Raw genomic sequence first — 14,126 nt, 5'->3', positions numbered from 1 at the left:
ACGCTCACCTATAAGGGCTGTTCGTGGTTGTGGGTGTCAGGTGTGCGCATTAGATTAGCCAATAGTCTCAGGCCTCCAGAATAAGCAGAAGGGATAAGCATGGCGCTTACTGACCAGTCCACCCGTATCCGCTCCGGCGAAGAACTCGATGCCAGCCTGATCGATCCGTACCTGAAGGCCCATATTCCGGGCCTCAGTGGCCAACCGGCCATCAGCCAGTTTCCCGGCGGTGCGTCCAACCTCACCTACTTGCTGGAATACCCTGAACAGGAATTCGTCCTGCGTCGGCCGCCGTTCGGCCACAAGGCGAAGTCGGCCCACGACATGGGTCGCGAGTTTCGCATCCTCAATCAGCTGCGGGACGGCTTCCCGTACTGCCCTAAAGCCTACGTGCACTGCACCGACGAATCGGTGATCGGCGCCGAGTTTTATGTGATGGAGCGGGTCAAGGGCATCATCCTGCGCGCCGAACTGCCGCCCGAGCTGGGCCTGGATTCGGCAAAGACCGAAGCCCTGTGCAAGAGCTTTATCGACAAATTCGTCGAACTGCATCAGGTCGACTACAAAGCCTTTGGCCTGGGCGACCTCGGCAAACCCGAAGGTTACGTCGCGCGGCAGATCAGGGGCTGGAGCGAGCGCTACGAAAAAGCCCTGACCCCGGACGCTCCGCAGTGGCAAGCGGTCAAGGCCTGGCTCAATGACAAGATGCCGGCCGATCACCCGAATTCGAGCATCGTGCACAACGATTACCGCTTCGACAACGTGATCCTCGACCCGAATAATCCGATGCAGATCATCGGCGTGCTCGACTGGGAACTGACCACCCTCGGTGACCCGTTGATGGACCTGGGCAACACCCTTGCCTACTGGATCGAAGCCGACGACCCGGCACCGGTGCAGTTGATGCGCCGCCAGCCGAGCCACGCCCCGGGCATGCTGACCCGCCGCGAGTTCGTCGATTACTACGCTCAACGCTCAGGCATTCAGATCGACAATTTCGACTTCTACTACACCTACGGCCTGTTTCGCCTGGCCGGCATCGTGCAGCAGATCTACTACCGCTTCTTCCATGGTCAGACCCAGGACAAACGCTTCGCGCAGTTCATTCACATGAACAAACTGCTGGAGCAGATGAGCTTGCAGGTCATTGCCAAATCCAGCCTCTGACTACGCCCCTGGCCCAATAACAAGACGTTTTATAAGGGAATCCCATGTCCAAGACTCAGTTGTTCGACCTCGACGGCAAGATCGCTTTCGTGTCCGGTGCCAGCCGCGGTATCGGTGAAGCCATCGCCAAGCTGCTGGCCCAGCAAGGTGCCCACGTCATCGTTTCGAGCCGCAAGCTCGAGGGTTGCCAGCACGTGGCCGACGCCATCATCGCCGCTGGCGGCAAAGCCACCGCCATCGCCTGCCACATCGGTGAAATGGAACAGATCAGCCAGGTCTTCGCCGGCATCAAGGAACAGTTCGGGCGCCTGGACATCCTGGTCAACAATGCCGCGACCAACCCGCAATTCTGCAACGTACTGGACACCGACCTGGGCGCCTTTCAGAAAACCGTCGACGTCAACATTCGCGGCTACTTCTTCATGTCGGTGGAAGCCGGCAAGCTGATGCGCGAAAACGGTGGCGGCAGCATCATCAACGTGGCCTCGATCAACGGTGTCTCGCCGGGGATCTTCCAGGGCATCTACTCGGTGACCAAGGCCGCCGTGATCAACATGACCAAGGTATTTGCCAAGGAATGCGCGCAGTTCGGCATTCGCTGCAATGCCCTGCTGCCAGGTTTGACTGACACCAAGTTTGCGTCGGCGCTGGTGAAGAACGAGGCGATCCTCAATACCGCGTTGCAGCAGATTCCGCTCAAGCGTGTCGCGGATCCGAGTGAGATGGCCGGTGCCGTGCTGTACCTGGCCAGCGATGCGTCCAGCTACACCACTGGCGTATCGCTGAACGTGGACGGCGGTTTCCTGTCCTGATTTTTTACACCGGATAGGAAAAGGCAGCCTCGGGGCTGCTTTTTTATTGCGGCTTTCCTGGATTGGAGGTCATTTTGTTTTCAGCGCGGGCAAGGTCCCTCGTAGGAGCCGGCTTGCTGGCGATGGTCGTTAACGACAACGCGCGCGATCCGGTTAAACGCGGCGCACTTGAATCCATCGCCAGCAAGCCGGCTCCTACGGGTATTGCGGGCTATTGCGTCACGCAACGGGTGGCCGTCGTGACCCGGGTCACTTCCCCATCAGCCCTCATGTCGCCATACACATCGGTGTTTTCAGTGGTCTGGCAGGTTCGAACGGGGGCTGGAGGCGGTGCGGCGGGAGGTGGCGGTGGTGGACTGGCACATCCTCCCAGGATGGCTACGCAAAGCACGAAGGACAGTGGAACCCAACGCTGTTTCCCAAGACTGTTCATAAGCTGACCCGCGGTAAGTGATTGCCACATTTCCGCGACTCGACAAATTTACCGCGAACCCGCGGGCCGGCCACAGAAATACTCTCGTACTCCTGATACGACCGTCGGCAAATCCCCGCAGTTCCTAGGAAGTCTCGGGGAGATGCAATGAATTGCTTTCAAGCTCGTAACGCAGCTCCTCGACCAACGCCATCACCGCGTCCGACGTCTTGAGTGTGGCCGCGTTCAACCCACTGACCACCAGATCCACCTGTCCTGACACCGGGTGATAAAGCTTCACTGTCAACGAGTTATCCCCCGTCAGCGTGCATTCACAGGCCAACGGCGAAAAATTCCGTTCCAGTTGGGTGCGCAATTGCGCCAGATAAATCATCCGGTTCACCCTGCCGCAGCGCTGAAAGCGACCGCGCCCTTGAACTGTTCGAGACCCATGTGGCTGTTCCTTGGCTGCTTCAAAGGGGATGCGATAGGAAGCCGGAGGCTCGTATCGCACCCTCACAGCCTAAATTTCGCCAAGCCAGACCAGAACATCCATTTGCACCGCCCCATCTAGTGCATTTGCACCTCAACCTTGGCCCTTGGGTCGCCTCTCGCTTGCGAACAAACCTCGCTCGCGGGCCCAGACAATTGCCTCGCTACGACTGTGCACGTCCAGCTTGGAATACACCGTCGACACATGATTACGCACGGTGTTGGGCGCCAGTTTGAGCCGCGCGGCGATTTCCTTGTCGGCCAGGCCCTGACAGATCAGGCCGAGCACATCGCGCTCGCGGGCAGTCAGGTCGGTGAACGAGACGCTGGGCAACCTGGGCGAGTTGACGTGCTTCACGTTGGCGAGTTTCTCGATCAGCGTGCGACTGAACCAGGAGGCGTCCTTCATCACCTCTTCGATCGCCGAAACGAGCTCAAGCTCGGTGCGTTTACGCTCGGTGATGTCCATCAGCACCAGCAAATAGCAAGGTCCGTCCGGAATGTTCACGGTATCGGCCGACACCGCGCAATCGATCAGCTCGGTGTCCTTCTTGCGCACACGCACATCGACACGGTCCAGGCTTCCGGTTTTTTCCAGCGCCGCAAACAACCGCGTGCGGGCGACTTTATCGTGAATGAAATCGATCTCGGCGATGGTCTTGCCAATCACTTCGTCACTGGCATACGCCAGGGTGTCCAGAAAAGCCTCATTGACGTCCAGCACCACCTGATCAGCGGCGCCAAACACCAGGATGGGTACCGGGGTCAGGCGAAAGGCCTTGGCGAAGCGTTCTTCACTCTGGCGCAAAGCGACTTCGGCCTTGCGCCGAGGCTCCACGTCCACGAAGGAAAACAGCATGCAGGCTTCGTCGTTGAGTTCCAGGGGTTGACCGGCAACGATGACTTGTTTGCAGCCGCCTCCAGACACTTGCAGCTCTGCCTGCATTTGCGGGATGGTCGCCCCTTCGCGCAAACGTTGCTTGGCCAGGTCCTTGTTTTCGGCCCCCTCCAGCACGTCCAGTTCATAGGTCGAACTGCCGATCACTTGATCTCGGGCATAGCCGGTCATCTCCAGGAAGCCAGGGTTGACCTTGATGTAGCGCAAATCGCTGAGGCGGCAGATCACCGCCGGCGCCGGGTTGGCATTGAAGGTCTTTTCGAAACGCTGCTCGGCGCTGGCCCATTCGGTGACGTCGTCCATGATCAGCACCAGCGACTCCGGTTCGCCGGCACTGTCGGTCAACACCATGCTGCGCACGTTGTGCACCCAGGTGCGCTCTTCGTCATCCACCGGCGTGACTTCGACCAGCACATTGCTGAACGTCTCGCCGCGGGCCACGCGGTTGATCGGGTAATTGTCGGCCGCGACCGGGTGGTTATTGCGATAGCGCAACGCGAAGCGCCTGGCGTACTCCTTGGCATCGGCGCCCAGGTCGCCGACCCGGCGAACACCGTGCATGGTCAGCGCCGCCTCGTTGGCCCAGAGAATGGTCTGGTCGAGTTCCAGCAGGATCACCCCGTCGGACAGGCCGGCAATGATCTGCTGCAACTGGCGGCGATTGGTTTCGGTGATCAGGACGTCTTGGCTCATTGCATCTCCACAGGTGTGGCGGCGCGAGAACGCGCCGCCCTGTGAAGATTACGACCGCGGGCGAGCATGATCGTGCAGGGGCTCGAAATAATGGCTGCTCGCGTTGCTCCCCCGGCTGATAACTCTTTTCCCAGGTGTGCCCGGCCACTGCAGGAGCGCTGCGAGCTTTTGATTTACCTTAAGGCAAAAACGCAAACTGACCCTGCACATATCCCGGTTGTACATCACAAATTTGCACTGGTACGATCCAGCATCGCTCGCGCGCGAGCTTCTCTATAAAGAACAATAAAAGCAGGGAGTTAGTGATGACTGCTCAGGTTTCATCGAAGGGGACTTCGTCCATGGATGCCACGCAAAACGAAGTACTGGCCGAGGTTCGCAACCACATCGGTCACCTGACCCTCAATCGCCCCGCCGGCCTCAACGCCCTGACCCTGGACATGGTGCGCACCCTGCAACGTCAGCTCGACGACTGGGCACAGGATTCGCTGGTGCATGCGGTGGTGTTGCGCGGTGCTGGCGAGAAAGCTTTTTGTGCTGGCGGCGACATTCGTTCGCTGTATGACAGCTTCAAAAATGGCGACACCCTGCACGAAGACTTCTTCGTCGAGGAATACGCCCTGGATCTGGCGATTCACCACTACCGCAAACCGGTCCTGGCCTTGATGGACGGTTTTGTCCTGGGCGGTGGCATGGGCCTGGTGCAAGGCGCTGATTTGCGGGTCGTCACCGAGAAAAGTCGCCTGGCAATGCCGGAAGTCGGGATCGGTTATTTTCCCGACGTCGGCGGCAGCCACTTTCTGCCCCGTGTTCCCGGTGAACTGGGCATCTACTTGGGCGTCAGCGGGGTACAGATCCGCGCGGCCGACGCGCTGTATTGCGGTCTTGCCGACTGGTACCTGGAAAGCGACAGGCTGGGCACCCTGGACGAGCATCTCGACCAGCTGCAATGGCACGAAACGCCGCTCAAGGACCTGCAAGGTCTGTTGGCGAAACTCGCCGTGCAACAACTGCCTGACGCGCCATTGAAAGCACTGCGCCCGGCCATCGATCACTTCTTCGCCCTGCCCGATGTGCCGAGTATTGTTGAGCAACTGCGTGAAGTGACAGTCGCCGACCGCCATGCGTGGGCCGTGGCCACCGCCGATCTTCTGGAAAGCCGTTCACCGCTGGCCATGGGCGTGACCCTGGAAATGTTGCGCCGCGGCCGGCATCTGAGCCTGGAAGACTGCTTCGCCCTTGAGCTGCACCTGGACCGTCAGTGGTTCGAGCGCGGTGACCTGATCGAAGGCGTGCGCGCCTTGTTGATCGACAAAGACAAGAACCCGCGCTGGAACCCGCCTACCTTGCAGGCGCTGGACGCCGAGCACGTCGCGAGCTTCTTCAGCGGGTTTGACCAGAGCGGGAACTGAACCATGCACGATATCGAATTGAGCGAAGAGCAAGTGATGATCCGCGACATGGCCCGGGACTTTGCCCGTGGCGAGATCGCACCCCACGCCCAGGCCTGGGAAAAGGCCGGCTGGATCGATGACGGTCTGGTGGCGAAGATGGGGGAACTGGGCCTGCTGGGCATGGTGGTCCCCGAGGAATGGGGCGGCACCTATGTCGACTACGTCGCCTATGCCCTGGCGGTGGAGGAGATTTCCGCCGGCGACGGCGCCACTGGCGCGCTGATGAGCATCCACAACTCCGTGGGCTGCGGGCCGGTCCTCAACTACGGCAGCGAAGAACAGAAACAGACCTGGTTGCCGGACCTGGCCAGCGGTCAGGCCATCGGCTGCTTTTGCCTGACCGAACCCCAGGCTGGCTCCGAAGCCCACAACCTGCGCACCCGCGCCGAACTGCGCGACGGCCAGTGGGTGATCAACGGTGCCAAGCAATTCGTCAGCAATGGCAAACGGGCGAAACTGGCCATTGTCTTCGCTGTGACCGATCCGGATCTGGGCAAACGCGGCATCTCGGCATTCCTGGTGCCCACGGACACTGCAGGTTTCATCGTCGATCGCACCGAACACAAGATGGGCATCCGCGCTTCCGATACCTGTGCTGTGACCCTGAACAACTGCACGATTCCTGAGGCCAACCTGCTCGGCGAACGCGGCAAAGGCCTGGCCATCGCCCTGTCGAACCTGGAAGGCGGTCGCATCGGTATCGCGGCGCAGGCATTGGGAATTGCCCGGGCGGCGTTCGAAGCGGCCCTGGCCTACTCACGTGATCGTGTGCAGTTTGACAAGCCGATCATCGAACACCAGAGCATCGCCAATATGCTGGCCGATATGCACACCCGCCTGAACGCGGCGCGGCTACTGATCCTGCATGCCGCGCGCTTGCGCAGTGCCGGCAAACCATGCCTGTCGGAGGCTTCGCAGGCGAAGCTGTTTGCCTCGGAGATGGCCGAGAAAGTCTGTTCGTCGGCGATGCAGATTCATGGCGGGTATGGGTATCTGGAGGATTACCCGGTCGAGCGTTACTACCGGGATGCGCGGATCACGCAGATTTATGAAGGGTCGAGCGAGATTCAGCGGATGGTGATTGCCCGGGAGTTGAAAAACTACCTGGTGTGATGCCCCAAAAGCTTCGCGAGCAGGCTCGCTCCCACAGTGGATCTCCAGAGTTCAAGAGATCCCTTGTGGGAGCGAACCTGCTCGCGAAGGCGTCCGCGAGAACGCTACATCACTTACCCTGGAACTCAGCCGGACGCTTGGCAATAAACGCCGCCATCCCTTCCTTCTGATCCTGCGTCGCAAACGCCGCATGGAACACCCGGCGCTCGAAGCGCACGCCTTCCGACAGACTCACTTCAAACGCGCGGTTGACGCTTTCCTTGGTCATCATCGCGATCGGCAGCGACTTCGCGGCAATCGTGGTCGCGACTTTCAACGCTTCTTCCAGCAGTTCATCCGCCGGCACGATCCGCGCGACAATCCCGCAACGCTCTGCTTCCACCGCATCGATCAGGCGGCCACTGAGGCACATTTCCATGGCCTTGGCCTTGCCCACGGCGCGGGTCAGGCGCTGGGTGCCGCCCATGCCCGGCAGCACGCCGAGGTTGATTTCCGGCTGACCGAATCTGGCGTTGTCACCGGCCAGGATGAAGTCGCACATCAGCGCCAGTTCACAACCACCACCCAAGGCAAAACCGTTGACCGCGGCAATGATCGGCTTACGGCGGTTGGCCACGCGATCGCTGTCGCTGAACAGGTCGTCGAGGTAGATCTGCGGGTAGGTCAGCTCGGCCATTTCCTTGATGTCGGCACCGGCGGCGAAGGCTTTTTTCGAGCCGGTCAACACGATGCAACCGATGTTCGAATCGGCTTCAAGGCCATCGAGGGCATGATTCAACTCACTGACAATCTGCGCGTTCAGCGCGTTTAACGCCTGCGGACGGTTCAGGGTGATCAGGCCCACACGGCCGTGGATTTCCAACAAAATCGTTTCGTAGCTCACAAGGGACTCCTTCTCAAAGATTGCGCGAAATGACCATGCGCTGAATATCGCTGGTGCCTTCGTAGATCTGGCACACACGCACGTCGCGGTAGATCCGCTCCAGCGGGAAATCGTTCAAGTAACCGTAACCGCCGAGGGTTTGCAAGGCCGAAGAGCATACCTTCTCGGCCATTTCCGAAGCGAACAGCTTCGCCATCGAGGCTTCCACCAACGCCGGTTTGCCGCTGTCACGCAAGGCCGCCGCGTAATGCACCATCTGCCGGGCCACGGCAATCTGGGTCGCCATGTCGGCCAGGCGGAAGGCGACCGCCTGGTGTTCGATGATCGGTTTGCCGAAGCTTTCACGCTCACGGGCGTAGTCGCGAGCTGCTTCGAACGCGGCGCGGGCCATGCCCACCGATTGCGAGGCGATGCCGACCCGGCCGCCTTCAAGGTTGGCCAGGGCGATCCGGTAACCTTCGCCCTCCTCGCCCAGTCGATTGGCCACCGGCACTTTCACGTCTTCGAACAGAATCTGGCAGGTGTCCGAGGCGTGTTGCCCCAGCTTGTCTTCGACGCGGGCGACTTTGTAGCCCGGCGAATCGGTCGGCACGATCAGCGCAGTGATGCCACGCTTGCCAGCACTCGGATCCGTCACGGCGAACACGATCACCACCCCGGCGTTCTGCCCGGAGGTGATGAACTGCTTGCAGCCGTTGAGCACGTAGTGATCGCCGTTCAACTTGGCGCGCGTCTTCAAGCCGCTGGCGTCGGAGCCGGCCTGGGGTTCGGTCAGGGCGAAGGCGCCCAGCATCGCGCCGCTGGCCAGCGGTTTGAGGAAGCGCTCTTTCTGGTCGTCATTGCCGTACTTGAGGATTGGCACACAACCGACCGAGTTGTGCACGCTCATGATGGTCGAGCAGGCACCGTCGCCGGCCGCGATCTCCTCCAGGGCCATAGCGTAGGCCAGGTAACCGGTGTCGCAACCGCCCCATTCTTCCGGCACCAGCATGCCGAAGAAGCCCAGCTCGGCCATCTCGCCGATGGCTTCCTTGGGAAAGCGGTGTTCACGGTCCCATTGCGCGGCGAACGGTTTCAGCCGTTCCTGGGCAAACTGCCGGGCCGCATCGCTGATCTGAAGTTGTTCGTCATTGGGAATCATGCCAAGTCCTTAAAAATTAGCCTGAAGGCGCAAAACCTGTGGGAGCGAGCCTGCTCGCGAAGACTGAGTCTGGCGCACTGTAGATGTTGACTGACAGTGCGCTTTCGCGAGCAGGCTCGCTCCCACATGGGTTGTGTTCTTCAATACAGGCATTCCACGGCCATCGCCGTCGCTTCGCCGCCGCCGATGCAGATCGCTGCGACACCGCGCTTCAGGCCTTTCTGGCGCAGGGCCGAGAGCAAGGTCACGAGGATCCGCGCGCCGGACGCACCGATCGGGTGACCCAGGGCACAGGCACCACCATGGACGTTGACCTTCTCGTGGGGAATTTCCAGTTTGGTCATGGTCACCAGGCTGACCACGGCGAAGGCTTCGTTGACTTCCACCAGGTCGACTTCGTCCAGGGACCAGCCGGTTTTCTGCATCAGCTTCTTGATTGCACCCACCGGAGCCACCGGAAACAGGCCCGGTGTATCGGCAAACGCGGCGTGCCCGTGAATCACCGCCAGCGGTTTCAGCCCGCGTTTCTCGGCTTCGGAACGGCGCATCAGCACCAGTGCCGCAGCGCCATCGGAGATCGAACTGGAGTTCGCCGCCGTAACGGTGCCACCTTCGCGGAACGCCGGTTTCAGCGAGGCGATCTTGTCCAGCTTGGCTTTGGGCGGCTGTTCGTCGTGGCTGATCACCAACTGCTCTTTACCGACGGTCACAGTGAGCGGCACGATCTCGTCCTTGAAGCTGCCGTCCTTGATCGCCTGTTGGGCGCGGGTGGTCGAAGCGATGGCGAACGCGTCCTGGGCCTCGCGGCTGAAACTATTGGTTTCGGCGCAGTCCTCGGCGAAGGTGCCCATCAGGCGGCCTTTGTCGTAGGCATCTTCCAGGCCGTCGAGGAACATGTGGTCGAGCACCCGGCCGTGGCCCATGCGGTAACCGCTGCGGGCGCGGTCCAGCAGGTACGGCGAGTTGGACATGCTTTCCATCCCGCCGGCGACCACCACCTCGGCGCTGCCGGCCACCAGCATGTCGTGGGCCAGAATGGCCGCTTCCATGCCCGAGCCGCACATCTTGTTCAGGGTGGTACAGCGGGTCGACTTGTCCAGCCCGGCGCCCAGGGCTGCCTGGCGAGCAGGCGCCTGGCCGAGGCCGGCGGACAGTACGCAGCCGAACAGCACTTCTTCGACCGATTCAGGCGTGACACCCGCCCGTTCGACGGCCGCACGAATGGCGGCAGCGCCGAGTTGCGGCGCGGTCAGGCTCTTCAGTTCGCCCTGGAAGCCGCCCATCGGGGTGCGGACGGCGCTGACGATAACAATTGGATCGTTGGCAATAGTCATGACAAATCCTCTTTACTTGGCGGCCATGCGCAAGGCGCCGTCGAGACGGATCACCTCGCCATTGAGCATGCTGTTTTCAATGATATGCCTGACCAGCCCGGCGTACTCGCCCGGTTTGCCCAGGCGCGGTGGAAACGGCACGCCGGCGGCCAGGGAAGCGCGGACTTCCGGGGTCATGCCCGCCATCATCGGCGTTTCGAAAATGCCCGGTGCGATGGCCATCACACGGATACCGAAGCGCGCCAGTTCACGGGCGGCGGGCAAGGTCAGGCTGACGATCGCACCTTTGGAAGCCGCGTAGGCCGCCTGGCCGATCTGGCCGTCGTATGCCGCAGCCGATGCGGTGTTGATGATGATTCCGCGTTCGCCATCGGCATCCGCCTCGGTCTCGGCAATCGCCGCGGCCGCCAGGCGCAGCATGTTGAAGCTGCCGATCAGGTTGACGTTGATCACCTGGCTGAAATTGGCCAAGACGTGGGGCCCGGTTTTGCCAAGGATTTTTTCACCGCGCACGATGCCAGCGCAGTTGACCAGACCACTGAGGCCACCGAAGGCTTTTACCGTCGCCTGCACGGCGGCTTCGGCCGCGGCTTCGTTACTGATGTCGGCGACCACGCTTTGCGCGCCGAGGCGTTGAGCCTGCGCGGCAAGCGCCTCGGCGTTCATGTCCACCAGCATCACTTTTGCGCCCGCCGCGACCAGCATTTCAGCCGTGGCCGCGCCGAGACCGGAAGCACCGCCGGTGACGAGAAAAACCTTGTTTTCGATCTGCATCATCGTTTCCTTGGATTCAAGCTTGAACGTTCTTCGCCGCAGCCTCTTGAGCCTTGGCGATTTCCTGATTGCGCAAGATAAAGCGCTGCAACTTGCCGCTTGGGGTTTTCGGCAACTCGCTTACAAATTCGATTTCGCGAGGGTACGAGTGCGCCGCCAGACGCTTGCGCACATGTTGGCGCAGTTCTTCGGCCAACTCCGGTTCAGGGCGATATTGCGCGCTGAGCACGACAAAGGCCTTGACCAGCTCGGTGCGCTCCGGATCAGGCTTGCCGACCACCGCCGCCTCGACTACCGCCGGGTGTTCGATCAATGCGCTTTCGACATCGAACGGACCCACACGGTAACCGGACGTGGTGATCACGTCGTCACTGCGGCCGACGAAGCTGATGCTGCCGTCCGGGTTCCACTCGACGGTGTCGCCACTGAGGTAATAGTTGCCGACGAAGGCCTTGGTCGGCGCGCCTTCGTAACCAGCGAACCAGCACATCGGAGACTGGGTGCGATCGATGGCCAGGATGCCCGGCTGGCCGACGCCGAGTTCCTTGTACTCATCGTCCAGCACCACGATACGGTGGCCCGGCGAGGCAAATCCGGCGGCGCCCATGTGGATCGGATGCTCCAGGCCATGGTGGTTGCACAGGACCATGCCCAGCTCGGTCTGGCCGTAATGGTCGTGGATGACCACGCCGAGGTTGTCGGCAAACCAGCGAATCACTTCCGGGTTCAGCGGCTCGCCGGCGCTGCTGACGATGCGCAGCTTGCCCTTGATCGAACGGGCGAACTCATCGCTACCGGCAATCAACAGGCGATACGCGGTCGGTGAGCCGGTGAGGTTGGTGATGCCGTATTTGTTGATCACCCGGCAGGTGCTTTCGAGGGTGAACGGGCCATCGTAGAACGTGATCGGATGCCCCATGGCCAGGGGACCTGTGACGCCGAAATAGATGCCATAGGCCCAGCCCGGATCGGCGAGGTTCCAGAACGCATCTTCGGGGCGCAGGTCCACCGCGTCACGGGTGTAGCTCTGGAAGGCGACGATGGCCTTGAGCGGCACCGACAACGCTTTGGACGGGCCGGTGGTGCCCGAGGTGAACATCAACAGGAACGGGTCTTCGCCGGTCAGCAGCACCGGTTCGCATTCGGCGGAGAAATTGCCCAGTTCGGCCCAGAAGCTGAAGTCGCCACGGACGATGCCCTGGCCTTTTGGGCCGCCTACGGTGACGATGGTCGGGCAGTCGGCGACTTCAGTGAGTTTCGAGCGATTGACCGCGTCGGTCACCACCACTTTGGCGCCGGAGCTGCTCAAGCGATGTTCGATGGCCTTGGGGCCGAAGGCGGTGAACAGCGGCTGGTAGACCGCGCCGATGCGCCAGGTGGCGAACACGGTGATCAGCAATTCGATGTTGCGAGGCAGGAGGCCGGCGACCTTGTCGCCCTTTTGCACGCCCTGGGCCAGCAGGAAATTGGCGAACCGCGCAGCCTTGTCCTGCAAGTCATTGAAGGTGTAGGTCGCGCTGGCGCCATCGCGGCCTTCCCAGAACAGAGCGATGCGCCCCGGCAAGGCATGCCGGTCGCAACACTCGACACAGGCGTTGAGGGCCGTCAAATCGCCCGCGAGTGCGGCGTCCACGGTGTGCTGGTAATCGAACTGTGAGGTCGCAGACAAGTAATCGCGCATTGCCAGAATCCCTGTGTCTTCTTATTAGGTTTGGGGGAACCGTAAGTAACAGGGAAATACTCGCTCCACATGGCGGGCGGGACAATGGTCAAAGCTATCAAGTTGCTTGACTGGTTTGGCCAAGATCCAAGAGGTGTATCGCCTGTGAGGGCTTCTTCGCGAGCAAGCTCGCTCCCACATTTGATCTCTTCGTACACAAAGGCTGCGGCACTGAAAATCCAATGTGGGAGCGAGCTTGCTCGCGAAGGCGCCGGATCAGTCAGCCTCGTTAAGAATCAAACTGCGGTAATGCCCCGGATTCGACCCCGACCACTTGCGAAACGCTTTGTAGAACGAGCTGGCATCGGCAAACCCCAGACGCGTGGCAATCTCGGCGAAACTGATGGAGGGCTCGGCCAGCCAGACAATCGCCAATTCCTTGCGTACGCTGTCCTTGAGCCCCTGGTAGGTCTGCCCTTCTTCGGCCAGGCGCCGGCGCAAGGTCGAGGCCGACATGCACAGTCGTTGCGCCAAAGGCTCGGTTTCGGGCCAATGGTCGGCCGGCAATTGCCTCAGATCGTGCTTGATCCGGCTGGCCAGGCTTTGCGGGTCGCGGTACTTCACCAGGATATTCGCCGGCGCATGGTCCAGGAATCGCTTGAGCTCTTCAGCCGTGCGCTTGATCGGCAGATCCAGGCACTCGGCAGAGAAGATCATTCGGGTACGCGGCCGATCAAACCGCAGGTTCTCGGAGAACATCACCTGGTAGTCATCGCAGAAATCCGGCTGCGGGCACCGCAGTTCGATGGCCAGGATCGGAATCCTTCGCCCCGCCAGCCAGCAGGCCACGCCGTGAACGATCATCCAGTAGGTGAAATAGGTAAACGCCCGGCGCGGGTCCTGGTCGTCCTCCAGCAGTACGATTTCCGCCAGGCTCTGCTGACGCACCAGCTGTGCGGGCATGTGTTCGAGCATCAACGACAGAAACGCCAGGCCCGAGGTCAGGCCGGCGGCCAGGCTCGGCTGGATCATGGAGCAGCGACAGAGAAACGCCAGGCTGCCGGACTTGAGCTTGCGCGGGTCCATGCCAAAAAACTCGTCGTCCCGCCGCCGGGCCAATAAACGCCACAGGCGCGCATACGCAGTGGCCGGGACACGGGCGTTGGCGGCTTCCAGCAGTGCCGGATCGATACCGACCTTGTTCAACACCTCGTCGGTGGCGGCTCCCGGGGCGCAACTTTGCAACAGCGCTTCACGCACCAGTTGAATGGAGATGGTGTCTTTTTCCGACAT

The 14,126-nt window shown here is 61.1% G+C and carries 12 protein-coding genes; 4 read left to right on the top strand and 8 right to left on the bottom strand.

The features are described from left to right. Nucleotides 1-99: 99 nt before the first annotated feature. Nucleotides 100-1,167 (top strand): phosphotransferase family protein, encoded by a 1,068-nt coding sequence (locus ACA041_RS14890; RefSeq protein ID WP_497441808.1) that lies wholly within the window; start codon nucleotides 100-102, stop codon nucleotides 1,165-1,167. Nucleotides 1,168-1,211: 44 nt separating this feature from the next. Continuing rightward, nucleotides 1,212-1,979 (top strand): SDR family oxidoreductase, encoded by a 768-nt coding sequence (locus tag ACA041_RS14885; protein WP_154860142.1) that lies wholly within the window; start codon nucleotides 1,212-1,214, stop codon nucleotides 1,977-1,979. 557 nt (nucleotides 1,980-2,536) lie between these two features. On the opposite strand, the gene ACA041_RS14880 is transcribed toward ACA041_RS14885, so the two are convergent. Further along, nucleotides 2,537-2,785 carry a DUF1652 domain-containing protein gene (locus tag ACA041_RS14880; RefSeq protein WP_497441807.1) on the bottom strand — a complete coding sequence of 83 codons (249 nt, stop codon included), beginning with the start codon at nucleotides 2,783-2,785 and terminating at the stop codon, nucleotides 2,537-2,539. Nucleotides 2,786-2,977: 192 nt separating this feature from the next. Beyond that, entirely contained in the window at nucleotides 2,978-4,474 is a 1,497-nt protein-coding gene (locus tag ACA041_RS14875; protein ID WP_497441806.1) for a PAS domain S-box protein, read from the bottom strand. Nucleotides 4,475-4,779: 305 nt separating this feature from the next. Between ACA041_RS14875 and ACA041_RS14870 the strand changes: the two genes are divergently transcribed. Together ACA041_RS14870 and ACA041_RS14865 are read left to right on the top strand one after the other, a co-directional pair. Beyond that, on the top strand, nucleotides 4,780-5,886 hold the full coding sequence (locus ACA041_RS14870) for an enoyl-CoA hydratase/isomerase family protein (protein ID WP_497441805.1): 1,107 nt from the start codon (nucleotides 4,780-4,782) through the stop codon (nucleotides 5,884-5,886). Nucleotides 5,887-5,889: 3 nt separating this feature from the next. Then, nucleotides 5,890-7,041, top strand: a complete 1,152-nt coding sequence (locus ACA041_RS14865) for an acyl-CoA dehydrogenase family protein (RefSeq protein WP_497441804.1) — start codon at nucleotides 5,890-5,892, stop codon at nucleotides 7,039-7,041. A 109-nt stretch (nucleotides 7,042-7,150) separates the two neighbouring features. On the opposite strand, the gene ACA041_RS14860 is transcribed toward ACA041_RS14865, so the two are convergent. The 6 genes from ACA041_RS14860 to ACA041_RS14835 form a co-directional block, all read right to left on the bottom strand. Then, a complete protein-coding gene (locus ACA041_RS14860; RefSeq protein ID WP_497441803.1) occupies nucleotides 7,151-7,924 on the bottom strand; it encodes an enoyl-CoA hydratase in 774 nt (257 codons plus the stop codon). A 13-nt stretch (nucleotides 7,925-7,937) separates the two neighbouring features. Beyond that, on the bottom strand, nucleotides 7,938-9,065 hold the full coding sequence (locus ACA041_RS14855) for an acyl-CoA dehydrogenase (RefSeq protein WP_497441802.1): 1,128 nt from the start codon (nucleotides 9,063-9,065) through the stop codon (nucleotides 7,938-7,940). A gap of 140 nt (nucleotides 9,066-9,205) precedes the next feature. Further along, the gene (locus ACA041_RS14850; protein ID WP_497441801.1) at nucleotides 9,206-10,399 is read right to left on the bottom strand and encodes an acetyl-CoA C-acyltransferase; all 1,194 of its coding nucleotides are present in this window, start codon (nucleotides 10,397-10,399) and stop codon (nucleotides 9,206-9,208) included. 12 nt (nucleotides 10,400-10,411) lie between these two features. Next, nucleotides 10,412-11,173 carry an SDR family NAD(P)-dependent oxidoreductase gene (locus ACA041_RS14845; protein WP_497442083.1) on the bottom strand — a complete coding sequence of 254 codons (762 nt, stop codon included), beginning with the start codon at nucleotides 11,171-11,173 and terminating at the stop codon, nucleotides 10,412-10,414. Nucleotides 11,174-11,189: 16 nt separating this feature from the next. After that, on the bottom strand, nucleotides 11,190-12,854 hold the full coding sequence (locus ACA041_RS14840; protein ID WP_497441800.1) for an AMP-binding protein: 1,665 nt from the start codon (nucleotides 12,852-12,854) through the stop codon (nucleotides 11,190-11,192). 255 nt (nucleotides 12,855-13,109) lie between these two features. Further along, the gene (locus tag ACA041_RS14835; RefSeq protein WP_497441799.1) at nucleotides 13,110-14,126 is read right to left on the bottom strand and encodes an AraC family transcriptional regulator; all 1,017 of its coding nucleotides are present in this window, start codon (nucleotides 14,124-14,126) and stop codon (nucleotides 13,110-13,112) included.

The sequence above is a fragment of the Pseudomonas sp. LBUM1676 genome, assembly GCF_059695605.1.
This window is presented reverse-complemented; position numbering and strand designations above follow the sequence as displayed.

Excerpts from the sequence above, each read along its gene's own strand:
- ACA041_RS14880 (WP_497441807.1), bottom strand. The coding sequence starts at position 2,785 with ATGATTTATCTGGCGCAATTGCGCACCCAACTGGAACGGAATTTTTCG.
- ACA041_RS14835 (WP_497441799.1), bottom strand. The coding sequence starts at position 14,126 with ATGTCGGAAAAAGACACCATCTCCATTCAACTGGTGCGTGAAGCGCTG.
- ACA041_RS14850 (WP_497441801.1), bottom strand. The coding sequence starts at position 10,399 with ATGACTATTGCCAACGATCCAATTGTTATCGTCAGCGCCGTCCGCACC.
- ACA041_RS14865 (WP_497441804.1), top strand. The coding sequence starts at position 5,890 with ATGCACGATATCGAATTGAGCGAAGAGCAAGTGATGATCCGCGACATG.
- ACA041_RS14875 (WP_497441806.1), bottom strand. The coding sequence starts at position 4,474 with ATGAGCCAAGACGTCCTGATCACCGAAACCAATCGCCGCCAGTTGCAG.
- ACA041_RS14870 (WP_497441805.1), top strand. The coding sequence starts at position 4,780 with ATGACTGCTCAGGTTTCATCGAAGGGGACTTCGTCCATGGATGCCACG.
- ACA041_RS14840 (WP_497441800.1), bottom strand. The coding sequence starts at position 12,854 with ATGCGCGATTACTTGTCTGCGACCTCACAGTTCGATTACCAGCACACC.
- ACA041_RS14845 (WP_497442083.1), bottom strand. The coding sequence starts at position 11,173 with ATGCAGATCGAAAACAAGGTTTTTCTCGTCACCGGCGGTGCTTCCGGT.
- ACA041_RS14885 (WP_154860142.1), top strand. The coding sequence starts at position 1,212 with ATGTCCAAGACTCAGTTGTTCGACCTCGACGGCAAGATCGCTTTCGTG.
- ACA041_RS14890 (WP_497441808.1), top strand. The coding sequence starts at position 100 with ATGGCGCTTACTGACCAGTCCACCCGTATCCGCTCCGGCGAAGAACTC.
- ACA041_RS14855 (WP_497441802.1), bottom strand. The coding sequence starts at position 9,065 with ATGATTCCCAATGACGAACAACTTCAGATCAGCGATGCGGCCCGGCAG.